This window comes from Pseudomonas sp. K2I15, assembly GCF_002204795.1.
Classification (GTDB): Bacteria; Pseudomonadota; Gammaproteobacteria; order Pseudomonadales; family Pseudomonadaceae; genus Aquipseudomonas.
The window spans coordinates 1-25,869 of the sequence record NZ_NIXO01000036.1; the positions used below are offsets into that span (position 1 = coordinate 1).

General features: G+C 60.5%; 24 protein-coding genes. 10 read left to right on the forward strand and 14 right to left on the reverse strand.

Annotated elements, in window-relative coordinates:
• Positions 1-266: 266 nt before the first annotated feature.
• Complete coding sequence (locus CEC48_RS20225) at positions 267-878, reverse strand: LpxA family transferase (protein WP_088425358.1); 612 nt, start codon at positions 876-878, stop codon at positions 267-269.
• Between the two features lie 180 nt (positions 879-1,058).
• On the opposite strand from CEC48_RS20225, the gene CEC48_RS20230 reads away from it, so the two are divergent.
• Together CEC48_RS20230 and CEC48_RS20235 are read left to right on the forward strand one after the other, a co-directional pair.
• Positions 1,059-2,462 carry a sodium:solute symporter family protein gene (locus CEC48_RS20230; RefSeq protein WP_088425359.1) on the forward strand — a complete coding sequence of 468 codons (1,404 nt, stop codon included), beginning with the start codon at positions 1,059-1,061 and terminating at the stop codon, positions 2,460-2,462.
• A gap of 37 nt (positions 2,463-2,499) precedes the next feature.
• A complete protein-coding gene (locus CEC48_RS20235) occupies positions 2,500-3,426 on the forward strand; it encodes a pyridoxal-phosphate dependent enzyme (RefSeq protein WP_088425360.1) in 927 nt (308 codons plus the stop codon).
• 115 nt (positions 3,427-3,541) lie between these two features.
• On the opposite strand, the gene CEC48_RS20240 is transcribed toward CEC48_RS20235, so the two are convergent.
• From CEC48_RS20240 to aldA, 4 genes are all read right to left on the reverse strand, one after another.
• Complete coding sequence (locus CEC48_RS20240; protein ID WP_088425361.1) at positions 3,542-5,152, reverse strand: GMC family oxidoreductase; 1,611 nt, start codon at positions 5,150-5,152, stop codon at positions 3,542-3,544.
• A gap of 27 nt (positions 5,153-5,179) precedes the next feature.
• Positions 5,180-6,397, reverse strand: a complete 1,218-nt coding sequence (locus CEC48_RS20245; protein ID WP_088425362.1) for a mandelate racemase/muconate lactonizing enzyme family protein — start codon at positions 6,395-6,397, stop codon at positions 5,180-5,182.
• Between the two features lies 1 nt (position 6,398).
• Positions 6,399-7,709 carry a nitrate/nitrite transporter gene (locus CEC48_RS20250; protein ID WP_088425363.1) on the reverse strand — a complete coding sequence of 437 codons (1,311 nt, stop codon included), beginning with the start codon at positions 7,707-7,709 and terminating at the stop codon, positions 6,399-6,401.
• 76 nt (positions 7,710-7,785) lie between these two features.
• Complete coding sequence (aldA, locus tag CEC48_RS20255; RefSeq protein ID WP_088425410.1) at positions 7,786-9,210, reverse strand: aldehyde dehydrogenase; 1,425 nt, start codon at positions 9,208-9,210, stop codon at positions 7,786-7,788.
• A gap of 207 nt (positions 9,211-9,417) precedes the next feature.
• Between aldA and ccoN the strand changes: the two genes are divergently transcribed.
• Both ccoN and CEC48_RS20265 read left to right on the forward strand, forming a co-directional pair.
• Positions 9,418-10,845 (forward strand): cytochrome-c oxidase, cbb3-type subunit I, encoded by a 1,428-nt coding sequence (gene ccoN, locus CEC48_RS20260; protein WP_088425364.1) that lies wholly within the window; start codon positions 9,418-9,420, stop codon positions 10,843-10,845.
• The gene (locus tag CEC48_RS20265) at positions 10,845-11,066 is read left to right on the forward strand and encodes a cbb3-type cytochrome c oxidase subunit 3 (RefSeq protein WP_088425365.1); all 222 of its coding nucleotides are present in this window, start codon (positions 10,845-10,847) and stop codon (positions 11,064-11,066) included. The genes ccoN and CEC48_RS20265 overlap by 1 nt, the downstream gene beginning before the upstream one ends.
• A 110-nt stretch (positions 11,067-11,176) precedes the next feature.
• On the opposite strand, the gene CEC48_RS20270 is transcribed toward CEC48_RS20265, so the two are convergent.
• Positions 11,177-11,671 (reverse strand): hypothetical protein, encoded by a 495-nt coding sequence (locus CEC48_RS20270; protein WP_088425366.1) that lies wholly within the window; start codon positions 11,669-11,671, stop codon positions 11,177-11,179.
• Between the two features lie 126 nt (positions 11,672-11,797).
• On the opposite strand from CEC48_RS20270, the gene CEC48_RS20275 reads away from it, so the two are divergent.
• Positions 11,798-12,493 (forward strand): aspartate/glutamate racemase family protein, encoded by a 696-nt coding sequence (locus CEC48_RS20275; RefSeq protein WP_088425367.1) that lies wholly within the window; start codon positions 11,798-11,800, stop codon positions 12,491-12,493.
• Here CEC48_RS20275 and CEC48_RS20280 read toward each other — a convergent pair.
• From CEC48_RS20280 to CEC48_RS20300, 5 genes are all read right to left on the reverse strand, one after another.
• Positions 12,490-13,002 carry a GNAT family N-acetyltransferase gene (locus CEC48_RS20280; RefSeq protein ID WP_088425368.1) on the reverse strand — a complete coding sequence of 171 codons (513 nt, stop codon included), beginning with the start codon at positions 13,000-13,002 and terminating at the stop codon, positions 12,490-12,492. The two genes, CEC48_RS20275 and CEC48_RS20280, sit on opposite strands and share 4 nt — an antisense overlap.
• Before the next feature lie 37 nt (positions 13,003-13,039).
• Positions 13,040-13,759, reverse strand: a complete 720-nt coding sequence (locus CEC48_RS20285; protein ID WP_088425369.1) for a hypothetical protein — start codon at positions 13,757-13,759, stop codon at positions 13,040-13,042.
• Positions 13,756-15,030 (reverse strand): AAA family ATPase, encoded by a 1,275-nt coding sequence (locus tag CEC48_RS20290; protein ID WP_088425370.1) that lies wholly within the window; start codon positions 15,028-15,030, stop codon positions 13,756-13,758. Before CEC48_RS20290 ends, CEC48_RS20285 begins: the two co-directional genes overlap by 4 nt.
• Before the next feature lie 102 nt (positions 15,031-15,132).
• Complete coding sequence (locus tag CEC48_RS20295) at positions 15,133-16,275, reverse strand: glycerate kinase (protein WP_088425371.1); 1,143 nt, start codon at positions 16,273-16,275, stop codon at positions 15,133-15,135.
• A 91-nt stretch (positions 16,276-16,366) separates the two neighbouring features.
• Entirely contained in the window at positions 16,367-17,473 is a 1,107-nt protein-coding gene (locus tag CEC48_RS20300; RefSeq protein ID WP_088425372.1) for a sugar diacid recognition domain-containing protein, read from the reverse strand.
• A 160-nt stretch (positions 17,474-17,633) separates the two neighbouring features.
• Here CEC48_RS20300 and CEC48_RS20305 point away from each other — a divergent pair, with 160 nt between their 5' ends.
• Both CEC48_RS20305 and CEC48_RS20310 read left to right on the forward strand, forming a co-directional pair.
• Positions 17,634-18,944, forward strand: coding sequence for an MFS transporter (locus CEC48_RS20305; protein WP_088425373.1), 1,311 nt, complete (start codon positions 17,634-17,636; stop codon positions 18,942-18,944).
• A gap of 252 nt (positions 18,945-19,196) precedes the next feature.
• Complete coding sequence (locus tag CEC48_RS20310) at positions 19,197-19,517, forward strand: hypothetical protein (protein WP_088425374.1); 321 nt, start codon at positions 19,197-19,199, stop codon at positions 19,515-19,517.
• An 85-nt stretch (positions 19,518-19,602) separates the two neighbouring features.
• Here the strand turns inward: CEC48_RS20310 and CEC48_RS20315 are convergent, their stop codons facing one another.
• Positions 19,603-20,307, reverse strand: a complete 705-nt coding sequence (locus CEC48_RS20315) for an SDR family oxidoreductase (RefSeq protein WP_088425375.1) — start codon at positions 20,305-20,307, stop codon at positions 19,603-19,605.
• A gap of 100 nt (positions 20,308-20,407) precedes the next feature.
• On the opposite strand from CEC48_RS20315, the gene CEC48_RS20320 reads away from it, so the two are divergent.
• The 3 genes from CEC48_RS20320 (at position 20,408) to rarD (ending at position 23,417) form a co-directional block, all read left to right on the forward strand.
• Positions 20,408-21,310, forward strand: a complete 903-nt coding sequence (locus CEC48_RS20320) for a LysR family transcriptional regulator (protein WP_088425376.1) — start codon at positions 20,408-20,410, stop codon at positions 21,308-21,310.
• A 78-nt stretch (positions 21,311-21,388) separates the two neighbouring features.
• Positions 21,389-22,396: an aldo/keto reductase gene (locus CEC48_RS20325; protein WP_088425377.1), complete on the forward strand. Its 1,008-nt coding sequence runs from the start codon at positions 21,389-21,391 to the stop codon at positions 22,394-22,396.
• A 139-nt stretch (positions 22,397-22,535) separates the two neighbouring features.
• Positions 22,536-23,417 (forward strand): EamA family transporter RarD, encoded by an 882-nt coding sequence (rarD, locus tag CEC48_RS20330; RefSeq protein WP_088425378.1) that lies wholly within the window; start codon positions 22,536-22,538, stop codon positions 23,415-23,417.
• Here rarD and CEC48_RS20335 read toward each other — a convergent pair.
• Positions 23,386-24,618 (reverse strand): dermonecrotic toxin domain-containing protein, encoded by a 1,233-nt coding sequence (locus tag CEC48_RS20335; RefSeq protein WP_256579748.1) that lies wholly within the window; start codon positions 24,616-24,618, stop codon positions 23,386-23,388. The genes rarD and CEC48_RS20335 overlap by 32 nt on opposite strands.
• A gap of 122 nt (positions 24,619-24,740) precedes the next feature.
• A complete protein-coding gene (gene hppD, locus CEC48_RS20340; RefSeq protein WP_088425380.1) occupies positions 24,741-25,817 on the reverse strand; it encodes a 4-hydroxyphenylpyruvate dioxygenase in 1,077 nt (358 codons plus the stop codon).
• Between the last annotated feature and the right edge of the window lie 52 nt (positions 25,818-25,869).

A 25,869-nucleotide genomic window follows, 5' to 3' on the forward strand; every position in this document is an offset into this window, starting at 1 on the left:
TGCCCCATTCAGCCCGAGGCCGAACGCAGGTATTGAGGAGCGGGTAAACCGGCAGGACGCCGGTTTAGCCGCGACGGGCCAGGGACGGGCCGTCGCGGCGGCCCGCTTCGCGGTGCCGGAGTGAGGGCACGCCGAGCCTAAGCGAGGCGCCGACAGGCGGGGCAGAGCGTTTTGGTTACTTTTGCGCTTTTCAAAAGTGACCCGCTGTAAGAGCGGAACCCTAAGCCGCCGTTACCGCAGCAACGGATATGTACACCACCAAAACCCTACCCCTCACAATCGAAAACCTCCCCCCGCCGCACCACACTACCCGCAGCAAGCACCGCCCCCGGCGCCAACACCGCGTTGGCGCCCACTCGGCACTGATCCCCCAGCAGCGCACCAAACTTGTCGCAACCGGTGCGCTGCAACTGCCCGTCGATGCGCACCTGAACCTCCTTGTCATCACGCTCGTTCCGGTAGTTGGCGACAATGCTGCCAGCTTCCAGATTAACCCCGCGCCCCAACACCGAATCACCCACAAAATTAAAGTGAGCCAACTTGCTGCCACTGAAAACAAAGGAAGTTTTGAGTTCAGCACCCGGCCCAAAGATGCAATGTTCATCCACCCAGCAACCACCCCGTAGGTAGGCACCGGCGGCAATAAAGCAATGAGCCCCAACAATCAGCGGCCCCTTGAGCACAGCCCCCGGTTCAACGATTGCCGTTCGATGCACGGCAACCTCATCACGAATATCGTACGCCTGGGGATCCAACTGACTCAGCAACTGGCGAACAATCGCCGGTGCCTGGATCACCAAGTCCCAGGGGGCCAACTCGCTCCATGGCTGCAATGGTGAACGGGAAAAGTCCTGGATGTAGTCGCAGAGTCGGATCAAGGGCGAATCCTCTGGATATCAAGAGAAGCCAGAAACGCTAGCATGATGCCCCATCAATGTCAGCGAAGCGGCCATAACAATACCTCACCAGTATCAAACCATACTCGCTCGATATTAGACGAAAGCAAAAGCAGGAGAGGAAACTAGGCGCAATTACAAAAATACCTAAAGAGTATAAAAATGCCCACCCACTCCTCCTGGATCGTGCTGTCCATCACTGGCATTTACATGCTGAGCCTGGCGCTGATCAGCTACGGCGTTCGCCGTCATTCCCGCAGCGCCAACAACTACACCACCGGCGGCGGGCACTTTCCGGCGTTCCTGATCGGCTTCCTGATGCTCTCGGAATTTATCGGCACAGCGGTGAGCATCGGCACCGCCCAGACCGGTTTCAAGGTGGGCATCTCCGCCGCATGGAACCTGTTCGCCTTGGCCCTGGGCTTTGTGTTGTTCGCCTGGCTGCTGGCGCGCAAGTACAAGGACCTGGGCGACAACACCATCTCCGGCGTACTCGCGCGCAACTACGGCCAGCGCACCCGCTTCGCCACGTCGATCATCACTATCTTCGCCCTCGAAATCGTCGCGGTGTCGATCTACGCCAGCGGCGGCGCGGTGTTGGCCAGTGTGATGCAAGTGGACCGGACCCTGGCGATCGTGATCGTCGGTGTGGTCTCGGTGGCGTACGTGAGCATCGGCGGCATGCGTTCGGTGATCTACACCAACTTCGTCCACGCCGCCTTGAAGTACTTGGGCGTGGGCCTGGCGTTGTGGTTCGGATTGAAGCAAGTCGGCGGTATCGGCCAGTTGCAGGCGCAATTGCCGGCCAGCATGTTTGACTGGACCACCGTCGGCTGGGGCCAGATCATCGCCTGGATGATTGCCGGTATCGGCTCGATCTTTTCCACCCAATACGTGATCCAGGCGGTGAATACCGTCAGCCATGCAGGCAAGGCACAACGCGCGTGTTTCTATGTGGCGGTGCTGATGGTGCCGTTTGGTATCGGCGCGGCATTGATCGGGATGTGCAGCGCAGTGCTGTTCCCCAATGTCGATTCGCTGCAAGCCTTCCCGACCCTGATCGCGAGCATGGACCAGCTGACGGCCGGGCTGGTGGTCGCAGGCCTTGCCGGCTCTTTGTTTGGCACCATCTCGGCGGTAAGCATGGGCTCGGCGACGTTGCTGCTGCGGGACTTCTACGAGCCGTGGTTCAACCCGGAGAAAAGCGACGCCAAGTCCCTGCGCTTCGTGCGCTTGGCGACCATCGCTGTCGGCCTGTTGCCGATTGCCCTGGCGCTGACCTCGGACAAGGTGCTGATGATCGCCTTCCTCGGCAAGGCGTTGCGCGCATCCCTTGCGGTGCTGGTGTTGATGGTGTTCTACGCACCGAAATTCGGCACCGCAGCCGGTGCATTCCTGAGCATCATTGCCTCGTTGCTGGCGACCGTGGGCTGGTTCCTCGCCGGTAATCCGTGGGGCATCGATAACGCTTACATCGCCTTGTTTACACCACTGATCATCATGGGCATCAGCCATATGACACGTCGCAAGACACCAGCCGAGCCGCTGGTGACGGCCACAAGCTGAGGTACGATGCCAGCCCAACCAATAAGGAAGTTGTGAAATGCTGCCGATTCGCACCCCATTGATCCTGCACCCCGGCTTGTCCACCGCTACCCGACGCGTCTGGCTCAAGCTGGAAAACCTGCAACCCTGTGGCTCGTTCAAGTTGCGCGGCATGACCACCCTCTGCGCCTACGCGGCCAGCCAGGGCAAGACCACCGTGGTGTGCCCCTCCGGCGGTAATGCCGGACTGGCCACGGCCTTTGCAGCAAGAGGCCTGGGGTTGCAGGCGCGGATCGTGGTGCCTTCCACCACGCCCGAAGCCACCCGCGCACGCATCCGCCAGGCCGGGGCCGAGGTGGTGGTTCACGGTGATCTGTGGGATCAGTCCAACGAGCTTGCGCTGCAACTCGCGCAAGCGCCGGAAGCGTTGTATGTGCCGGCCTTTGATCACCCGCTGTTGTGGGAAGGTCACAGCAGCATGATCGACGAGATTCTCGAGGACTGCCCCCAGGTGGGCGCCATCGTGACCTCCGTGGGTGGCGGTGGTTTACTCGCGGGTGTGTTGACGGGGCTGGAGCGCCATGGGCGTTACGACTGCAAGGTGATTGCGTGTGAAACGGCGGGCGCGGCTTCGTTTGCCGCCGCAGTGGAAGCTGAAAAACCGGTGCGGCTGGCGAAGATCGATACCGTGGCCAAGTCGTTGGCGGCGACGCAAGTGGCGGCGTGGCCGGTTGAGCATATCGGCAAGTTTGCCCATCAGTGCGTGGTGTTGACTGACGCCGAGGCGATGATGGGCGTGGCGCGGTATGCCGATGATTTAAGGCAGTTGGTGGAGCCGGCGTGCGGGGTTTCGTTGGCGGTGGCTTATCTGGAGCATGCGGCGATTGCCGGGGTTGAGGATGTGGTGGTGATTGTGTGTGGTGGCGTAAGTGTCAGTGCGGAAACGGTTGCTCAGTGGCAGAACACGGTCTATCTATCGAAGTAGATCCCCCCTGTGGGAGCGGGCTTGCTCGCGAAGGCGGCGTGTCAGTCACTACATCCGGCGACTGATCCACCGCATTCGCGAGCAAGCCCGCTCCCACATCTGATCGGTGGCGCTCTCAGGCATCCTGCAAGATAAGATCCGCGCCCTTCTCCGCCACCATCAACACCGCCGCATGAGTATTCCCTGACGTCACGTTGGGGAAAATCGATGCATCGACAATCCGCAGCCCCTGCATCCCATGCACCTTCAGGCGCTTGTCCACCACCGACACCAACGGGTCCGAGCCCATGGCACACGACCCGCACAGGTGATAGATCGAGCCGCTGTTCTCGCGAAAGTACTGCAGCATCTGCTCATCGGTTTCCACCGTCGCACCCGGCAATACCTCGGCCACCGTCACGCCCTTGAGCGCCGGCGCCTGCATGATCTTGCGCATCAGCCGGCTGCCCTGGATCACCTCGTCGATGTCCTTCTGGGTGCTCAGGTAGTTGGGGTCGATCAGTGCCGCATCCCGTGGGTTTTTCGAGGCGATGCGAATCGTCCCACGGCTGGTGGGCCGGCACGGGTTGAAGCACAGCAGGAAGCCTGAATACGGCTCGGGCTTGAGGCTGGCCTTGTTGTTTTTCGGGATCTGGTACGACAGCGGGTTGAAGTACAGCTGCAGGTTCGGGTGCGCCTGTTCAGCGTTGCCGCGAAAGAACCCGCCGGCCTGGTTGACGCTCATGGCCAGCGCACCCTTGCGGGTCAGCAAGTACTTGAGGCCCAGTTTGAACTGGCCGAACAGCGAGCTGAGCTGGTCGTTCAAAGTCGGGATATTGGCCTTGTAGTAATAGCTGGCGCACAGGTGGTCTTGCAGGTTCTGCCCCACCGCCGGCAGGTCCTTGACCAGCGGGATGTTGTGTTCGGCGAGCAAGTGCTTGTCGGCCACACCGGACAGTTGCAGGATCTTCGGCGTGTCTACTGCACCGGCGCACAGGATCACTTCCTTGCGTGCGCTGAAGGTGCGTATCACGCCGTGCTGGGTCACGCTGATGCCAGTAGCCCGCTGTTGGTCGTCGAACAGCACGCGGTCTACCAGCGCATGCAATTCCACGGTCAGGTTCGGTCGACCCAACGCCGGGTGCAGGTGCGCAAAGCTGCTGGAGCTACGCTCGCCGTTGCGGGTGTTGACGTCGTAGAGGCCCGCGCCTTCGAAGTTCGGCCCGTTGAAGTCATCGCTCAGGCCGTAGCCCAACTGCTCGCAGCCCTTGAGGAATACGTCGCAGATGGCATGGGTCTGGCCCTTCATCGGCGTGATGCTGATGGGGCCGCTGCTGCCGTGGTATTCGGTGTCGCCCAGCGGGTGATTTTCCAGCTTGCGGAAGTACGGCAGCACGTCGTTGAAGCCCCAGCCGTCGTTGCCATTGGCCGCCCAGTCATTGAAGTCATGGGCCTGGCCACGCACGTAGATCATTGCGTTGATCGAACCGGAACCGCCCTGCACTTTGCCGCGCGGGGCATAGATGGCGCGGTCGGCCAGCTGTTTTTGCGGCTGGCTGTAGTACATCCAGTTGAAGGTCGGGTTGTAGTACATCTTGGCAAACCCGACCGGGATCTTGAACCACCAGGAGCTGTCCTTGCCGCCCGCTTCCAGCAGCAACACCGAATGCTCGCCCGAGGCGGAGAGTCGGTTGGCCAGGACGCAACCTGCGGCGCCAGCACCGGCGATGATGTAGTCGTATGTCATTCACGGTTACCGCGTAAGTCGTTTTTTTTAGCCCTTGGCGGGCGAAGTGTCTTTCACATCAGCGGGCGTGGGCGCCATTTGCAGGTGCAGGCGTTCGCCGGTATACGGCGTGTGCTTGCGCACCACGTCCATGTTCAGCTCCACCCCAAGGCCGGGCTCGGTGGACGGGATGATGTAGCCGTCCTCCCATTGCAGCGGCTTGGTCAGCACTTCGGCGTGGAAGCCGCCCCAGGTCATGATGCTTTCCTGGATCAGGAAGTTCGGCGTGCACGTCGCCAACTGGAAACTCGCCGCCGCGCCAATCGGCCCGTTGTACAAATGCGGGGCAATTTGCGCGTAGTAGGCCTCGGCCATGCTCGCGATTTTCTTGGCTTCCAGCAGGCCGCCGCAGCGGGCCACGTTCATTTGCAGGATCGATGCACCGCCGGCCTGCAACAGCTTGAAGAACTCGTACTTGGTGGTCAGCCGCTCGCCGGTGGCGATGGGGATGGTGGTCTTGGCCGCGACCTGGGCCATGGCGTCTTCCTGGCCCGGTGGCACCGGCTCTTCGAACCACAGCGGGTCGTATTTCTCCAGGCGCTTGGCCAGGCGGATCGCCGACGACGGCACCATCTGCCCGTGGGTGCCGAACAGCAGGTCGCACTTGTCGCCCACCGCTTCGCGGATCTTGCGGCAGAAGGTTTCGCAGCGTTCCAGCACTTCCAGGGAAATCTGGTGGCCGGAGTACGCGGTGTATGGGCCTGCCGGGTCGAACTTGACGGCGGTGAAGCCCTTGTTCATGTTCTCGATAGCGCACTCGGCGGCCAGGTCCGGGTCGTCGTAGTCGTACTCGCCCTTGCCGTTGACCGGGTACAGGTAGGTGTAGGAGCGCAGGCGCTCGTTGACCTTGCCACCCAACAACTCGTACACCGGCTTGTTGGCAGCCTTGCCGATGATGTCCCAGCAGGCCATTTCCAGGCCGCTGACCACGCCCATCATGGTCAGGTCGGGGCGCTGGGTGAAGCCGCTGGAATAGGCCTGGCGGAAGAAACGCTCGATATGGTGCGGGTCGTGGTTGAGCAGGTAGCGCTCGAACACGTCCTCGATGATCGGCAGCATCGCCTTGGGGCCGAAGGTGGCGGCGTAGATCTCGCCGACGCCTTCGATGCCGCAGTCGGTTTTCAGTTTGACGAACAGCCAGTACATGCCGCCGATGTGCGGTGGCGGTACGGCGACAATATGGGTTTCAAGGGCGACGATTTTCATCTCAGGCACCTGTCTGGTTGAATTTTTTACGATTGATTCGGGCGCGCAAGGTCAGGGCCGCGAGGGTCCCTAGCACGCCGATGAAGGCGATGTAGCCGAAGTACAGGTTGTAGCCGACCTGCCCCGGGTACGTGTCGGTGAGGTAGCCATTGATCAGCGGGATAAACGTATCCGGCAGGTAACCCACCACCGAGACGATGCCGATGGCGAGGCCAGTGATGCGCAGCGGGATATTGCAGCTGTCGAGGATCGCCCAGTACAGGCCGCGAATCGCGTAGGTCATCAGGCCGATAAAGATCACCGTGCCGATCAGCAAGCCGAGGCTGCCGATGGCCGGGAACACGATCAGGCCGACCATCGCCAGGGTCACCAGCACCAGCGCGACGATCAGCACCGAGATATTCGAAAACTTGTCCCCCAGCCAGCCGCCGCCGATCCCGCCGATGGGGCGCATCCACAGTTTGATGGTGGTGATGGTGCCGGCCATCACGGCGGTCATGCCGCTGCCTTGCAGGTAATCAGAGAAGCTGTAGGTGGCCCAGAACATGTGATAACCGCAGAACACAATGGCGGTGACCAGCCACAGCTCGGGGATTTTCACCAGGGTGGCCAGGTCGCTAAGCAGGTTGAACTTGCCCTTCTCCACCGCTGCGGTTTCGGCCATGGATTTGGGGTCTTTGAGCAGCACCAGCACACAACCGATGGCGATACACACGAACGAATACAGGTACACCACGTGCTTGAAGCCTTCGGCGGCGGTTTGACTGCGGGTTTCGGTGGCATAGGCAAACAGCCCCAGGGCCACGGTGGCCAGCAAGGCTTCCACCAGGCCACGGCCACCGTCGAGGATGCCGAAGAAGCGGCCTTGCTCGCTGTGATGGGCGATCATTTTTACCCGCTTGAGCACCGAGGCCCAGAAGGTCAGGCCGGTGGTCAGGCCCCAGCAGCCGAAGATAATCATCAGGCCAGTCATCGACGGTACGGTGGAGTACCAGATGCCCAGGGCGCCGGTGGCCACCAGCGAGAAAAAGATCAGGAAGCGTGGTGGCAGGCGATCCGCCAACCAGCCGCTGGGCAGGTAGCTGAGCAGGAAGATCGTACCGAGCATCGAGTACAGATAACCCAACTGGCTGTGGTTGATCTGGAACACTTCCAGCATGGTGGTCTGGTAGACCTGGCGCAGGTACAGGATCGGGTAGATCGCCCCGGCGGCCAGTACCAGCAACATCAATTGGAAGTAGCGACTGGCTTTGTCGCTTTTGGCCGCAGACACGGCATCGAAACCCTGGGCAACGGGTGCAGGCTTGGACATCTTGTAGACCTCGGGCACCCACTGTGCAGGTGCCCCGATAATTGTTTTTATTGAGGTGAAGCCGGTGGTCGGTGAATCAGTACTTCATGACCACCAAACGGGTCTGGGTGAACTCAAGCATCCCGTGCTTGCCGTCATCGCCGCCCAGCCCTGAGCGTTTCCAGCCGGCGTGGAAGCCCTGGTAAGGGTCGGCCGGGGTGCGATTGACGTACAACTCGCCCGCCTCAATGGCGTTGGCGACTTTCATGGCCGTGCGGTAGTTCTCGGTGTAGAGCACCGACGACAGCCCGAACTGGTGGTCGTTGGCCATGGCCAGGGCTTCGTCGATGTCGCGGTACTTGAGCACCGGCAGCACCGGGCCGAAGATTTCTTCCTGGATGATTTCCATGCCTTGGCGGCAACCGCTGAGCAGCGTCGGCGGGTAGAAATGGCCCGGGCCTTCGGGGAGTACGCCGCCTGTTTCCAGTACAGCACCGTCGGCGATGGCGCGCTCGACCATGGCGTGAATATTCTGCTGCGAACTGGCGTTGACCAGCGGGCCCATCAGGCCTGTGTCCGTGGCGCGGTCACCGAATTTGACGGCGCTGATTTTAGTCTTGAGCAGGGCCAGGAATCGGTCGTAGACGCTTTCCTGCACGTACACCCGCTCGACCGCCGTGCACAGCTGGCCACAGTGAGTGGTCTTGGAAGCGATGATGTCGCTGGCGGCCTTTTCCAGGTCGGCATCGGCCTCGATGATCGCCGGGGTCTTGCCGCCCAGTTCCAGGGACGGCTTGGCGATGTTGGCCTTGCAGTAATCCAGCACGATGCGCCCGGCGTTGACGCTGCCGGTCAGGGTGATCAAACCCACGGCCTTGTGGGTGCACAAGGTGGCAGCGGTGGCGTGGTCCATGGTCAGGATGTTGATCACGCCGGCAGGTATACCCGACTGCTCAACGGCGCGGGCAATTTCGAAGGCCGACAACGGGGTGTTGTTGCTCGGGCGCACCACTACAGTGTTGCCGGCAATCAGCGCCGGGGCGATTTTGCGCAGCAAGGTGTAGACCGGATAGTTGAACGGGATCAGGCAAGCCACGACGCCAATAGGCTCGCGTTGCAGGAACAGGTTTTCGTCCGGGGTGTCGCTGGGGATGATTTCGCCTTCGATGCGGCGCGCCCATTCGGCATGGTAGCGGGTGATTTGTGCGGCGTAGCGGGCTTCGTTGCTGGCGTCGCTGACACTTTTGCCGGATTCGCTGGCGAGCGCCTTGCCTATGCTTTCGGCGCAGGTTTCGAGGGCGTCGGCGAAAGCACGCAGGTGCTCGGCGCGCTGGATGCTGGTGAGCTTGCCCCAGGTTTTCTGTGCAGTAGCGGCGGCATTGACGGCGGCTGTGGCTTCTTCAGGGGTGGCGGCGGAAACCAGGCCAACTTGGGCCTCGGTCGCGGGGTTGTAGACCGCGATCTGGGCGGTGCTGGCAGGTTCGGCGAAGTGGCCGTTGAAAAAGTTGCGCTCGATTTGCATGTGGTTTTTGCCCAATCGTTGTTGTTTTGCGAGTGACTTGCAGTTTTGTCATTGGGCGGGGGTTGGACAAACGATTTATTGACGAGGGTAACGTGCGAAAAATGCAGGTTAGTGGCTGATCCGCATTAATGACCCGGGTCTGAGTCTGTATTGTTCCCCCAGTACTTCCTACAGTGCCGCCCACTTGGAACCGTGGGAGGACTAAGCATGCAAACACCATCAACCGCACAGGCCTACAACTACAAGGTCGTGCGCCAATTCGTCATTGCAACCATCGTTTGGGGCGTGGTCGGCATGGCCATGGGCGTGTGGATCGCCTCGCAACTGGTCTGGCCACAAATGAACCTCGACCTGCCGTGGACCACCTTCGGCCGCCTGCGCCCGTTGCACACCAGCCTGGTGATTTTCGGTTTTGCCGGCAGCGCACAATTCGCCGCCAGCTACTACGCCGTGCAGCGCACCTGCCAGGTACGGCTGTTCTCGGACAAGCTCGCCGCGTTCACCTTTTGGGGCTGGCAGTCGGTGATCGTGATCATGCTGGTCAGCCTGCCACTGGGCTACACCACCACCAAGGAATACGCCGAGATCGAGTTCAGCGGCGCCGTGTGGATGACCGTGGTGTGGGTGGCCTATGCCATCGTGTTTTTCACCACCGTGGTGCAGCGCAAGACCCGCCACATCTACGTCGGCAACTGGTTCTTTGGTGCGTTTATCGTGGTGATCGCCATGCTGCACGTGGTCAATCACCTGTCGATCCCGGTGGATTGGTTCAAGTCTTACCCGGTGTATTCCGGCGCCACCGACGCCATGGTGCAGTGGTGGTACGGGCACAACGCAGTCGGCTTCTTCCTGACCACGGGCTTTCTGGGGATGATGTACTACTTCGTGCCCAAGCAAGTCGGGCGGCCGGTGTATTCCTATCGCCTGTCCATCGTGCACTTCTGGGCGTTGATCACCCTGTACATCTGGGCCGGCCCGCACCACCTGCACTACACCGCACTGCCGGACTGGGCGCAGTCGCTGGGCATGGCGATGTCGCTGATCCTGCTGGCGCCCAGCTGGGGCGGAATGATCAACGGCATGATGACGCTCTCGGGCGCCTGGCATAAATTGCGCACCGACCCGATCCTGCGCTTCCTGGTGCTGTCGCTGGCGTTCTACGGGATGTCGACGTTTGAAGGGCCGATGATGGCGATCAAGACTGTCAACGCCCTGTCCCACTACACCGACTGGACCATCGGCCACGTGCATGCCGGCGCCCTGGGCTGGGTGGCAATGATCACCTTTGGCTCGCTGTACCACATGATCCCGAAGGTCTTCGGCCGCCCGCAGATGCACAGCGTGGGGCTGATCAATCTGCACTTCTGGCTGGCGACCATTGGCACGGTGCTGTACATCGCGTCGATGTGGGTCAACGGCATCACCCAGGGCTTGATGTGGCGCGCGGTGAACGATGACGGCACCCTCACCTATTCCTTTGTGGAAGCCTTGCAGGCCAGCCATCCGGGGTTTGTGGTGCGTTTTGTCGGCGGGGTGTTCTTTCTCGGCGGCATGTTGCTGATGGCCTACAACACCTGGCGCACAGTGCGGGTGGTGGATTTGAAGGTGGCGCAGCTTGAAGCGCAGATCGCCTGATGTGGGAGGTAGTGTTGAACCTGGCGGCGGTGATCGGCCTGTATGGTGCCGTGGAGTATTGCTTACGGGGTCAGTCGAGGGAGAGCCTGGATGAGGCCAGCCTGATTCCGTTTGCCGATGACCCGGAAGTGGCGCGGCGGGTGGCGTTGGCCACGGGCAAGCAGGTCAACGCGGTGGTGCCTGAGGAAACAAAGCAGGACTGGGGCAATGTAGAGATCTAATTGTGGGAGCGGGCTTGCTCGCGAATGCGGTGGTTCAGTCAACATATCCAGCGACTGACACACCGCTTTCGCGAACAAGCCCGCTCCCACACAAGCACCACATTGAGCGACTAGCCGCGCTCGCGGGGAATCAGGCTCTGCAACTGCAAGGCCAGGAAGTTGGCATCGAAGCCGAAGGTATCCGGGTCTTTCAGGCCGTTGGTTTTCTTCCACAGCCAGTCGTTTTTCCCTGGCAGCAACACCAGGGAAATGCTGCCGTAACGCGCGGCGGTCAAGCCCATCACCGACAGCGAGATCAAGCCCCCAGCGCCCATCACATCCGGTACAAACTCCACCGGCTTGCCGGCGATATGGATGGTCAGTTTTTCGGTCTTGAAGGTGGAGGTCTCCACCGGCACGCTGGGGCCGCAAGCCACATAAGCCTCGCGCTGCACTTCCAGCAAGCCGACGGTCTTCACCGGTTCCAGCCACTGCTCAATCTGGCCGAACAACTCGCCGATCTTCTGTGCCCAATGGGCCGACTGCACTTCGAACTGCTGCTTCTTGTGGGCTTCGCTGTCGGCGTAATGACGAAGCATCTCGCCCAGTTGTTGTACATCGTCCATTGCCGTGTTCCTTGGGTGACCCATGTTGCGAGCCTTGATCATGGCAGATGCCGCACACCGGCGTATGACTAAAGCGCAGCGCTTGGGTAATGTGATGCCCTCGCCCGACCATTTCAGGAGCATCGCATGCGCACCATCGGCCTTATCGGCGGCATGAGCTGGGAGTCCAGCGCCGAGTATTACCGCATCATCAACCAAAGCGTGCGCGACCAGCTCGGGCCCCTGCGCTCGGCACGACTGTTGATGTACAGCGTCGACTTCGGCCCGGTGGAACAGGCCCAGCACGCCGGGCGCTGGGACGACGCGGCGCTGATCCTGGAAGATGCCGCTCGCCGGCTTCAAGCCGGTGGCGCCGAATGCATCGTGCTGTGTACCAACACCATGCACCTGGTGGCACCGCGCATCGAAGCGGCGGTGTCCATACCGTTTCTACATATTGCAGACGCCGCCGGCGCCGCAGCGGTCGAGGCCGGCACCCTGGCCGTGGGCCTGCTGGGCACTGCATTTACCATGGAACAGGAGTTTCTCAAATCGCGCCTGGCGGCCCAGGGGTTGACCGTGCTGGTGCCCGATGCAGACGAGCGCCAGGCCGTGCACCGGATCATTTATGAGGAGTTGTGTGTCGGGGTGATCAGCGACGCGTCACGCCAGGTGTACCAGCGGGTAATCGAGTCCCTGGCGGCGCGCGGCGCCCAGGCCATCATCCTCGGCTGTACGGAAATCAGCTTGTTGATCAAGCCGCAGCACAGCGACCTGCCGTTGCTGGACACCACCGAGCTGCATGCGCAGGCTGCGGTGGCGTTTGCCTTGCAGGACGCCTAGGCGGGCCTGCGGATGCGCGCCATGGTCAGGGTGTCGACGAATGCGCCGTCACGCACCGCGTAATCGCGCAGCCGGCCTTCAGTCTCGAAGCCGAACTTGTGGTACAGGCGGTGAGCGGCTTCGTTGTCGGCGTACACCGTCAGTTCCACCCGGTGCAGGTTCATCCAGTTATCCGCCACCTCCAGCGCCGCGCCCAGCAGCCGGGAGCCCACACCCTTGCCCTGCCAGGCGGTGGCAACGCCCATGCCGAAGGAGCCGACATGGCTTTGGCGCACGCGCGAGTACTGTTCCAGGCCAAGCTGGCCGATGACCTCGCCTGCATGCAACGCCACCAGTTGTAGCCGCCGCTCGTTGTCTTGCACCAGACGTTTGCGCCACGCCTCGGCCGACTGGAAAGGCATTTGCAGCACCTGACGGCATACAGCCGGTTCGTTGTAGAGCGCAGCGACGCCTTCAAGGTGGGCCTCGGTGAAGCGCGTGATGACGATTTTGGGTTCAGGTGTGTGCATGGTGTTTCGTCCTTGGAACGATGGTTGGAAGAGCAGATTAGCGGCGTTGCTGCCCCCGCATTCGGGCGGCGCGTTTCTCAAGACGCTCGGCGTGAAGCTCGGCCTGTTGTTTCAGCGCCTGGCAATATTCTGGAAGGCGGTTGTGCGCGTCCGGGGTGCTGACCTCTGCGGCCAGGCGCCGGGCCATCGCAGCAGATAAGTCGTTGCCGCGAGGTTTGAGGCTCCCCCTGATGACCGCCGCTCGGCTATTTACCAACGTTGGATGGTTAAGTTTCAGCACATCAACAGTGGCAACACCTTCTGGCGTCAGCCCTTCAACCGTCCCATCGCTGGAAAAACGAAAATGGCGCTCTGCATTGGACTGCAGAGGCGAAACAAACGGCTTTTGATCCGGGTCGTAGGCCTTTTTCTCTACTGCGCCGTAACCACAGGCCGTATCCGTTTGACTGGGCGGAAAACAGGCCAGCATGTTGCTGTAGGCAATGCTTTCATCCTTGTGTGCTTCCTGCGGCAGGATGTGTTCGATATGACAACTGAATACCATCTGCTGCCCCTGCGCCTGGCATTCGCCAGCAGTTTTCAGGCGCCGCAGGGTGTACGCACACAGGTGGAACTGCTCCAGCACAAGTGCTTTACGAACGGGCTCGCCGGGGAAACTGCTGCCTTTGCCGTAAAACAGGTTCTGTGGGGTGTCTTTGTTTGCGATTCGCCTGTCAATCAACTCGCGGGGCTCTGCGCCCTTTTTGATTGACCTCACGCCTCGCCCCCTTCAGTCCACCTCAGGGAATCGATGCTGGCCTGGACCTCAAGGATGTCAGGAATATCACCGACTTTTTTACGCAGCTGTTCGAGTTTGACGTGAGCAGCGTCCAACTCATCGTCATCCAGGTCGCGGTGAATTTTCTTGAGCTGCAGGCTCACTTCCTGATTCTGCGCAAAACCGCCCATCAACTCTTCTACAACTTCACCGCTTCGAAGCCCCAACGAGCGCTCGGGATGCCCGATGTACTTGCCATCCTTGAGCAGCATGATTGCATTGGCCGGGAGCTCACCCAGTATTTGCGGGGAGTGAGTGGTGATGATGAACTGGCAGTTAGGGAATGTTTTTTCAAGTTTGGCAACAACGGTACGCTGCCATCCTGGGTGGAGGTGTAAGTCCAGTTCATCGATGAGGACAACACCCTTCCCATTCAGAGGGTCCGCTACCTCGCGATTGAGCAAGGTCAGCCTTCGAGCCAAATCTCCGACCATCGCAAGAAGGCACTTTTCACCATCCGAAAGCTGCAAAACATTGAACTCAAGGTTTCCTTTCAGAACCGTCATTCTTAGAGCAGGCTTGCGACGAACCCTGACATCCTTGAAGCCGGTGAATGTTTCAATTGCTCTGCGGACAGCAGAAAGCTCAGGGTCGCGATAACCTGGAATATCCCGACTATTTTCGTTTTCAAGGTCCTCCTGATTGCGAAACCAGATAAAGAACCTTTTGAAATCGGCGCCCCCATGGCCGAGCGCGTCGTCATAGCCTTCAGCAATAGCATTTACAAGATTCTCGCGAACGCGCAACGGCACATCCAGAACAGCCCGGTGAACGTCGTAATACACGGCTAATGGCAGCTCAATAGGCTCACCGCCGATAAACTCATACTGGCCTATACCGTATTCAACGCTATCAGCGGCTTCGTTTAAGCGTGATAGGTCACTACTTCGTTCACTGGAATGCTTACCCGCTTTACGATTTAGAGCTATAGCCCAATCGACCTCATAACTCTCAAAAAGCCTAGCCCAGACGTGCAAACGTGTGTATTCCGAGCCAAGTCGAATATCGTCCTTGGAGATCGCTCTTGACTTGGAAGCTTGCCCTATCATCCTCGCCGTCAAATTCGACAACGTAATCGCCAACGCATCCAGAATCGAAGACTTGCCCACCCCGTTGACACCCACCAAAGCGACAGTCTTCTTGCCCTCGAAATCAAGCTCGATATGTTCGATGCCACGGAAATTGACGAGAGTAAAACGCTTGATCTGCATGATCGGCTTCCAACGTGTCCGGCCAGAGGGGCCAGTCTTCAAAGTAAGCAACGATCATAGTAATTATCGACAGCCCTGTCACGGTACAGTCGGTTGTCTCTATCAATCCCTCCGCGCCGCCAGGCGCCAAACCCGGGCAATGTCCGAGGCCCGCTCGCGCAACAGGCGCGGCGCCTCGCTGCAGGCCTGTTCCAGGGTAGTGGGACCCGACGGCAAGGCGAACGCAGCATCCACACCGTGGGCGTACATCTGCTCATAGCCATCGCCCAACGTGCCGGCGATCACGATCACCGGTACGCTGTGCTGCTTGGCAATGCGCGCCACGCCAAACGGGGTTTTGCCGCGCAGGGTCTGTGCGTCGAAACGGCCTTCGCCGGTGATGACGAGATCAGCACCGCGCACCGCGTTTTCGAGCCCCACCAGTTCGGCAACCACTTCAACGCCTGCACGAAATTGCGCGCCAAGGAACGCCTTGGCGGCGAAACCCAAGCCACCGGCGGCGCCGCTGCCGGGTTCGTCACGTACGTCTTTGGGCAATACCTTGGCGCAGTGATCGGCAAAATGACCGAGGGCAGCATCCAGTTGTTCGACTTGCTGTGGATTGGCACCTTTTTGCGGGCCAAAAATCGCCGAGGCGCCGTGGGGGCCGCACAGCGGGTTGTTCACGTCAGCGGCGATTTCGAAACGCACCTGGGCCAGCCGTGGGTCCAGTTGCCCGAGGCTGATGCGCGACAGTTTGGCCAGTGCCAGGCCGCCAAGTGGCAATGCGGCGCCCTCGGCATCAAACAATTGCACGCCGAGGGCGAGCATCGCACCGGAGCCGCCGTCGTTGGTTGCGCTGCCGCCAATCGCCAAAATGATGCGCTGGGCGCCGGCATCCAGGGCGGCACGGATCAGTTCGCCGGTGCCAAAAGTGCTGCTGGAACAGGCATCACGTTTACCCGGCGGCACCCGCTGCAGGCCGCTGGCTTCGGCCATTTCGATGATTGCGGTGTGGCTCTCGGCCAACCAGCCCCAATGCGCATCGACACTGGCGCCCAACGGCCCTTGCACGCGGGTGGTGCGCAATTCGCCCTGGCAGGCGGCGAGTACCGACTCCACCGTGCCTTCACCACCGTCCGCCATCGGGCACTTGACCAACTCGGCGTCGGGCCACACCGCGGCCAACCCCTCGGCGATGGCATCCGCCACGCCTTCAGCACTCAGGCTGTCCTTGAACGAGTCGGGGGCGATGATGATTTTCATGGGCTTTCTCCGGTTTTTATAACGCCCATGCTGCCAGTTGGCACCGGCAATAACGCCGGTCCATTGCACAAGAGTGGCTGGGGTTTGTTGTTCATTTCGACAAAGCTTGCGGCAATAACTGCACACCGAGGTACAACGCGAGCATGCCGTCGAGGGTCAGCGGGTCGACGCCGCTCAGCTCGGCGATGCGCTCCATGCGGTAGCGCAGGCTGTTGCGGTGGATGCCCAGGGCATCGGCGCAGGCCTGGCTTTGGCCGTCGTGATCGCACCAACTGCGCAGGGTTGCCAACAACTGGCCGTTACTGTCCTTGGCCAGCACCTTGCGCAACGGGTTGAGCAGTTCGTCGAGGGCGTCGTCGTTACGGTGGCGCCAGAGCATCACCGGCAAGCGGTAGCGATTGAGGGTCAACAGCCGTGACCCTGGCAGCACATCGCGGCCATAGGCGAGCAAATCGCCGACTCGCCGGTAGCAACGGCGCAGCCCGGCCAGGCCGTCCGCTTGCCCGCCGACGGCGACCCGCAGGATGTTCCAGCCCAGGCCGTCGAGTTTTTCCAGCAGGCGCGCGTTGTCGACTTGCACCGCCGCAGGCCGGCACCACAGCAGGGAAAACTGCGCGGAGCTGACACACCAACTGTCCGGGTAGCGTGAGGTCAGCCAGGCGCTGAGCGCCTCCGCCGACTGGCCGCTGCCCAGTTCAAACAGGTAGGGCGTGCGCGCCAGCTGCGGCTTGAGGCCCAGCTGCTGAGCTTCGTCTACCAGCCTCGGCGAGTCGCCGGTCTCGGCCAGCAGCAGCGCCAGCAGGTCATCGCAACGCTGGCGGCGCCATTGCTGCTCGGCCTGCTGGTGGCGCTGGCTGACCAGCATTTCAGCGGTCATGCGCACCAGTTGGGCATAGGTGCGCAGCAATTCCGGTTCGCCGGTAATGCCCAGCACGCCGATCAGGCGCTGGTCGTGCAGCAGCGGCAGGTTGATCCCGGGCTGCACGCCCTTGAGGTGCTTGGCGGTCTGGCTGTCGATCTCCACCACTCGCACATTCGCCAACACCAGTTGCGCGCCTTCATGACGGGTGTTGATACGCTCGGGTTCGCCACTGCCCAGGATCAGGCCCTGGCTGTCCATGACGTTGACGTTATAGGGCAAGATCGCCATGGTGCGATTGACGATATCCTGCGCCAAGTCATGATCCAGCTCGAACATGGGGCTAAATTCCTGAAAAAAACGATTGTTCATAGGCACAGCGCAAACCATGCCTGACTGTGCGCGAGCACAAAGACAGCACCCCTTGAGGTGGCCGAGACTCATTGGGCGATCAACGTTACCCTCGCATCGCCAAAAATCATAATAAAGAGAGACTGCCATGTCACAGAGCGCCGCTGTCACCCAGGCCAACGATGACGATAAAAACGCCGTATACAAGCGCATTACCCTGCGCCTGATCCCCTTCATTTTCATCTGCTACCTGTTCAACTACCTCGACCGCGTCAACGTCGGCTTTGCCAAGTTGCAGATGCTCGATGCCCTCAAATTCAGCGAGACCGTGTACGGCCTCGGTGCCGGGATCTTCTTTATCGGCTACGTGCTGTGCGGCGTGCCGAGCAACCTGGCGTTGACCAAGTTTGGTCCAAGGCGCTGGATTGCGCTGATGATGATCGTCTGGGGCACCTTGTCCACCTGCCTGCTGTTCGTCACCACGCCGACGCACTTCTACGGCTTGCGCCTGCTGACCGGCGCGGCTGAAGCCGGGTTTTTCCCGGGCGTGGTGCTGTACCTCTCGCAGTGGTTCCCGACCTTCCGCCGTGGGCGGATCATGGCGCTGTTCATGTCGGCGATCCCGGTGTCCGGCTTGCTCGGCAGCCCGTTCTCCGGCTGGATCCTCAACCACTTCGCCGCCGGCCAAGGCGGGCTTGCGGGCTGGCAGTGGATGTTCCTGCTGCAAGGCATCCCGACGGTGATCCTCGGCGCCCTCGCCTACTTCCTGCTCAGCGACAGCTTTGCCAACGCCAAGTGGCTTACGCCCCATGAGCGCGCGGTGCTGGAAGCCGACCAGGCGACCGACCTCGCCAACAAGCCGAAAACCTCCAGCGACTCGCTGCTGGAAGTGTTCAAGAACCCGGCCATCTGGGCGTTCGGCCTGATCTACTTCTGCATCCAGAGCGGCGTGTACGCGATTAACTTCTGGCTGCCGTCGATCATCAAGAACATGGGCTTCAGCGATAACCTGGTGATTGGCTGGCTGAGTGCAATCCCGTATCTGTTGGCGGCGGTGTTCATGCTGCTGGTGGGCCGCTCTGCCGACTTGCGCAAGGAGCGCCGCTGGCACTTGGTAGTGCCGATGTTGATGGGCGCGATCGGGCTGGTAATTGCGGTGAACTTTGCGACCACGCCAGCGATTGCGATCCTCGGCCTGACCATCGCGACCATGGGCGCCCTCACCGGCCTGCCGATGTTCTGGCCGGTGCCCACCGCCATGCTCAGCGCCGGCGCTGCGGCGGGAGGCCTGGCGTTGATCAACTCCATGGGCCAGATGGCGGGCTTCCTCAGCCCGTATATCGTCGGGTTTGTGAAGGATGCCACCGGGTCTACGGACCTGGCGTTGTACTTGCTGGCGGCGGTGATTGTCGCGGGCAGTGTGCTGGCGTTGCGGATGACCCGGACACTCAAGGCCTGACATCAAGGCAAACCGGCGCTGTTGATATCCATGACGGCGCCGGTGTTTTTATATTCAAAACGCCGCCGGACACCCGTATTAAGTTCAACGCAAAGTCCAAGTAACAAACAGGCTACAAAACTTACTTAACCTTTACTCTGGCGCCGCGTAATCCCATCAAAAAGCACTGTCTGAAACGTATGCCCGGGAATATTATTAAAACCGGTTCGATGCATAAGTAGAGGACTTGTCATGATCAGTCGACTCTCAAAAATGAACGTAGCCCTCGTGCTGATTGCCACCCTCGCCATGGCAGGGCAGGCAGAAGCCCGTGGTGGGTACGGCTATGGATGGGGTCACGGTGGCTACCGTGGTGGTTGGGGCTGGGGTGGTCCGGCTCTACTGGGTGCCGTGGTCGGTGGTCTCGTAGTGGGCTCGGTCGTCGCCAACTCCCAACCTCCGGTGTACGTGCAACAACCGGTTTACGTGCAACCGCAGCCGGTGTACATCCAGCAGGCACCGCCGGTTTACTACCAGGCGCCACCTCCAGGCTACTACTACCCGCCACAGCCGGTTCCGGCGCCGCGTTATTAAGCGCGAGCAGGTGATCAAGAATGTTGCAAGTGACGCAGGTCCCACCTGAAAGCGGGACCTGTTTTGTGTGTGCGGCAAAATACGCCTAGAGCAAACCGCCACCATCCACATCAATCACGCTGCCGGTGATAAACCCGTTCTCCATCGCCAGCACATACCCGGCAGCCACTTCTTCGGCCTGCCCCACTCGCCCTACCGGCAAGGCTCCGCCCGCCTTGGCAAACATCGCCAGCCGCTGCTCCTCGGACAACCCGGCATACGCCTCAGTGTCGATCACACCCGGGCTGATTACGTTCACCCGCCGTGGCGCCAGTTCCTTGGCCAACTGTTTGCCCAAGGCTTCAGTCGCCGCGTTGATCCCGGTCTTGATGAACTGCCCTGCCACGATTTTGCGCCCCAGTTGCCCCGAGGTCAGGGTGATGCTGCCGCGCTCATCGAGAAAGGGCAGCGCCTGCTGGATCGCCCGCAGTGAACCCCAGAGCTTCACGTTGAAGTTGTCTTGCGCCAGGTTCAGGTCGGTCTCGATCAATGACTTGGCCTGTACCGCAGGGCCTGCGGTGTAGACCAGGTGATCAAACTGCCCCACCGTTTCGAACAATCGCTGCAACGAGGCTGCGTCGGTTACGTCCACCTGCTCGCTGCGCACTCCGTTCTCCACGGTCGAAGACAAGCGCCGCCCGGCCAGCACCACGTGGGCGCCGCGTGCCACGGCCTGCTTGACCACGGCTGCGCCAATGCCGCTGCTACCGCCGATGACGATGATGGTTTTGCCATTGAGGGGAGAAGTCATGGAGAAATACCTGGTTGAGAAAATGAGCTTTCATCTTCCCAGCTTGGCAATCGTTGAAAAATCCCGGTAAAACGACAAGATCTTTAAAGGATTTTTACAAATGAGCTCAATCCTCGACCTTGAAGTCTTCGTACGCACCGCCGACACCGGCAGCCTGTCGGCGGCTGCCCGTAGCCTCAGCCTGACCCCGGCCGCCGCCAGCATTGCCCTCAAGCGCCTGGAAACCCGCCTGGGCATCCGGCTGCTGGCGCGCTCCACCCGCAGCATGCGCCTGACCGAAGAAGGCCGGCGCTACCTCGACAGCGTGCGTGTGGCCCTGGGGGCGTTGTCTGAAGGCGAGCAAGCGATCAAGCAACAAGGCCAGAGCCTCAGTGGTTTGCTGCAATTGGCCGCGCCCTCGGATTTCGGGCGCAATGTGCTGCTGGGCTGGCTGGATGAGTTCAAGCTCGAACACCCCAACGTGCGCCTTCAGTTGCTGCTCAACGACAGCAATGCCGACCTGTTCCGCGAAACCGTCGACATCGCCCTGCGTTTCGGCGTGCCAAGGGACTCCAGCCTGGTGGCGCTGCCGGTGGTACCCGACCACCAACGGGTGGCGTGTGCCAGCCCCGAGTACCTGACGCGCCACGGTACGCCGCGCACGCCCCAGGACTTGGCGCAACACAGCACGCTACGCTACATGCGCCAGGGCCGCGCAAACAACACCTGGTACTTTCGCCGGGGCGCCGTGCTCCAGGAAGTCGAGGTGACAGGCGATTACCTGAGTGATGACGGCGAGATCGTGCGGCGCTGGGCGTTGGCCGGGCATGGGATCGCTTATAAGGCACGGCTGGATATAGCACGCGATGTCAAGGCCGGGCGGCTGGTGCCTTTGCTGACCGATTGGCAAGGCGAGCCGACGCCGTTCAATTTGATGTGCCCGCACCGGCTGCAAGTGTCGGAACGGGTGAAGGTACTGCACCGGTTCCTGCAACTGCGCTGCGCCGAACTATTACCGCAATAACCGTCGCGGGGCTTGTTCCAGAGCCTTGCTGTCTGGTATTGGATAAGTACTGTCTCCCCCCCTTTTGAGGTGTTCACGATGATTTACCGCACACTGGGCCAGTCCGGGTTGAAGGTCAGCGCATTGACCCTGGGCAGCATGATGTTTGGCGAGCAAACCAGCACCGAAGACTCGCTGCGCATCATCGACAAGGCCTGGGATCAAGGCATTAATTTTATCGACACCGCCGACGTCTACACCGGCGGGCGTTCCGAGGAAATCGTCGGCGAGGCCATCGCCCGCCAGCGCCAGGATTGGGTGCTGGCCTCCAAGGTCGGCATCGGCCCGCTGGACGGCCTGCCAAACCGCAGCGGCTTGAGTCGCAAGCGAATTTTCAATGCACTGGAAGCCAGCCTGACGCGCCTCGACACCGATTACCTGGACATCTACTACCTGCACCGTGAAGACCACAACACACCGCTGGAAGTCACGATTTCGGCGATTGGCGACTTGATCCGCGAGGGCAAGATCCGCCATTGGGGCCTGTCCAACTACCGTGGCTGGCGCATCGCTGAAGTGATCCGCGTGGCCGAGCGCCTTGGGGTAGACAAGCCGATCATCAGCCAACCGCTGTACAACATCGTCAACCGTCAGGCCGAGGTGGAGCAAATCACCGCCGCTGCTGCGTATGGCCTGGGCGTGGTGCCTTACAGCCCGCTGGCCCGTGGCGTGCTCAGTGGCAAATACGCGCCGGACGTGACGCCTGAAGCCAACAGCCGTGCCGGGCGCCAGGACAAGCGCATCCTGGAAACCGAATGGCGCGTTGAATCCCTGCGCATCGCCCAGCAGATCCAGCAATACACCCAAGGCCGTGGCGTGGGGATTGTCGAATTCGCGATTGCCTGGGTGCTGAACAACTCGGCGGTCAGTTCGGCGATTGTCGGGCCGCGCACCGAGGCCCAGTGGGACGCCTACACCGGCGCGTTGGAGGTCAAGATCACGGCTGAGGATGAAGCGTTTATTGATTCGCTCGTCACGCCAGGGCATGCGTCGACGCCGGGGTTCAATGATGTGAGCCACTTTGTGTCGGGGCGAATTGCCCGATAGCCGAGTGGCATACACCTGGCCTGTGGTGAGGGGCTTGCCCCCTCGCCCCAAAACAGAGCAAACATGTCACCTCAAAAGCACTATATTCCCTCCCTGAAATCTCCCCTCTTTTGTATGAATCGGTTTTCGCGAGGACAGCGTGTCTAAAGGTGTTGTGTTATCGGTCTTGGCCTCGGTGTTGTTTGCCGTGATGTATTACTTCACGTCGCTGTTGACGCCCTTGAGCGGCCAGGAGATTTTCGGCTGGCGGATGTTGCTGACAGCGCCCTGCATGACCGTATTCATGATCGTCAGCGGCGAGTGGCGGCGGGCGTGGGACGTGGTTCGGCTGGTAGCGGCCAAGCCCGGATTGATCGGCGGGCTTATGTTGTGTTCAGCCTTGCTGGGGCTGCAGCTGTGGCTCTTCATGTGGGCGCCGCTCAATGGCCGCAGCCTGGATGTATCGCTGGGGTATTTCCTGCTGCCGTTGACGATGGTGCTGACCGGGCGCCTGGTGTATGGCGAACAACTGTCACACCTGCAAAAGATCGCGGTGTTTTTTGCCGCCTGCGGCGTACTTAACGAGTTGTATCAGGTAGGCGGTTTCTCCTGGGCCACGCTGCTGGTGATCATCGGTTACCCGATTTACTTCATCGTGCGCAAACGCCTGAAGACCGACCACCTGGGCGGGCTGTGGTTCGATATGGCGCTGATGTTGCCGGTGGCGTTGTGGTTCGTGCAAAGCGGCGAGCAGGGTTTTGCCGTGCTCGACGCCCACAAGCGCTTGTACGTCTTGATCCCGATACTGGGGCTGATCAGTGCCTCGGCGCTGGTGTCCTACATCGTTGCCAGCCGCTTGCTGGCGTTCAGCCTGTTCGGGCTGCTCAGCTATGTGGAGCCGGTGCTGTTGCTCGGGGTCGCCTTGTTGCTGGGCGAAAGCATCAAGGCCGGGGAATGGCTGACGTATATTCCGATCTGGCTGGCGGTGATGGTGCTGGTGTTTGAAGGCTTCAAGCATTTGGTGCGCCAGCGGAAGGCTTGACCGAGAGTTTTTCGTCTGCCATTCCCAGCATCACTGCCGTTTGCCCCAGCCCCCCTCTGATGGACCCGTAATAAGGAATCCTGCTTTGGATTTCGTTGCCTATTTTCGTCAGCACGGCGTCCATTTGCGCTTTTTCAATGCCAAACAGCTGGCCGAGCCGGTTGCCCTGGTTGAGTTCAAGCAAGGTGCCGGTGACGGGGTTTTTGACGATTTTCTCGATGGACTCCGCCACATCCTCAGGCACACCCAACGCGATCAAGGCCGTTCCAATGCCGGAACCTGGATTGCTTAGTTGGCGGATGAACTCGTCGAACAGCCCCCGCAAGTCGTTGGCCCCCACATTATCCAGGGCAACGCCGACGACCGTCTTGAGGTACTGCTTTTGCGGCATGGGAGACAACGGCTCGTTATTATTCAAGCCGTTTCTCACAAAGTAGAAATTACGCTTGTCACCTGCGCCATGGAGATTGCCGTAGGCGTCGTACTGATAGAGCACTGTTTCCCCGTCGGGACGTGTTCCTGCAAAGGTCACCCGGCCTTCGCGGGTTTCAACTTTCAGGTAGGTACCTGCCAACCCGTTGACCGGTACCGGCGGGACTGTCGTGTTCTTGTCCAGGCGATTGAAGATATCGCCCTTTTCGTAGCCAAAAGGCCCGATCACGGCATTGATATCGCCTGCTGCGAAGCGCGTCATCGTGTCTTTCACCCGTTTGACCTGCTCGGGAGGCGCATTGCGGGAAAAATGCCGGGCGAACGCTTCCAACTGGTCAGGGTCGGTGGCGACGCCTTTAAGCCAGGTGTTCATCTCTTCACGGTTATCGAACTCGAAGAACGAATTGCCGTCCTCGTCAGGAATGTACAACAGGATATTCGACCCGGTTTCAGAGGCGGGCACGCGTTTGACCAACAGAATGTCGCTCGACTGAACCCCGTCCACCGCGAAGGTGGAGACCTGCGCGCCAATGGTTGATGAGGTGCCCGGGGCAAGTACGGCATTGGCCAGTTCGACGCCTGCGGCTGTCAGCTCGCCTTGCTCACTGCTCCACTCCACATTCGAGGAGAACGTCACGCGGGCGACAGTGGCACGACTTAATGGGGTGGAAGGCGCCGGGGCAAAGGGATTAGTGGAGGGTACGTCGTTGGCGGCTGTTGCCTGATTTAGCCCTGAAAGAGGATTACCGGTGCGAGCAATGACGGTCATACATGAATCTCAACTGCGGATAGGGCACTGAGTGACGTTGGCGGCAAATTTCGTTCCGGCGGGCAACAAAAAACCCGACCGGGATGGCTCCCGGTCGGGCTTCAGGTGTAACGCGCAGGCAATCAGTCGGCAGTCAATACACCACGACGCACCTGGTCGCGCTCGATGGATTCGAACAGCGCCTTGAAGTTACCTTCACCAAAACCGTCATCCCCCTTGCGCTGGATGAACTCGAAGAACACCGGGCCCATCAGGGTTTCCGAGAAGATCTGCAGCAACAGGCGCTTGTCGCCCGCCACCGACGAACCGTCCAGCAGGATACCCCGCGCTTGCAGTTGGTCCACCGGCTCACCGTGGTTCGGCAGACGGCCTTCGAGCATTTCGTAGTAGGTATCTGGCGGTGCCGTCATGAAGCGCATGCCGATCTTCTTCAACGCGTCCCAGGTCTTGACCAGGTCATCGGTGAGGAAGGCCACGTGCTGGATGCCTTCGCCGTTGAACTGCATCAGGAACTCTTCAATCTGGCCGGCGCCCTTGGACGACTCTTCGTTCAACGGGATACGGATCATGCCGTCCGGGGCGCTCATGGCCTTGGAGGTCAGGCCGGTGTATTCGCCCTTGATATCGAAGTAGCGCGCTTCACGGAAGTTGAACAGCTTCTCGTAGAAGTTCGCCCAGTAGGCCATGCGCCCGCGGTACACGTTGTGGGTCAGGTGATCGATGACCTTGAGGCTTGCGCCTACCGGGTTGCGCTCAACGCCTTCGAGGAACACGAAGTCGATGTCATAGATCGAACTGCCTTCGCCGAAGCGGTCGATCAGGTACAGCGGCGCGCCGCCGATGCCCTTGATCGCCGGCAAGTTCAGTTCCATCGGGCCGGTTTCGATATGGATCGGCTGGGCGCCCAGCTCCAGGGCCCGGTTGTAGGCCTGTTGCGAGTCCTTGACGCGAAACGCCATGCCGCACACCGACGGACCGTGCTCGGCGGCAAAGTAGGAGGCGATGCTGTTGGGTTCGTTGTTGAGGATCAGGTTGATCTCGCCCTGACGGTACAGGTGCACGTTTTTGGAACGGTGGGTCGCGACTTTGGTGAAGCCCATGATCTCGAAGATCGGCTCCAGGATGCCCGGGGTTGGCGATGCGAATTCGATGAATTCAAAGCCCATCAGGCCCATTGGGTTTTCGTATAGGTCTGCCATTTTCGGTGCCTCATCATTCTTATGCTTAACGGATGTCGTCAGTTGCCAGCAA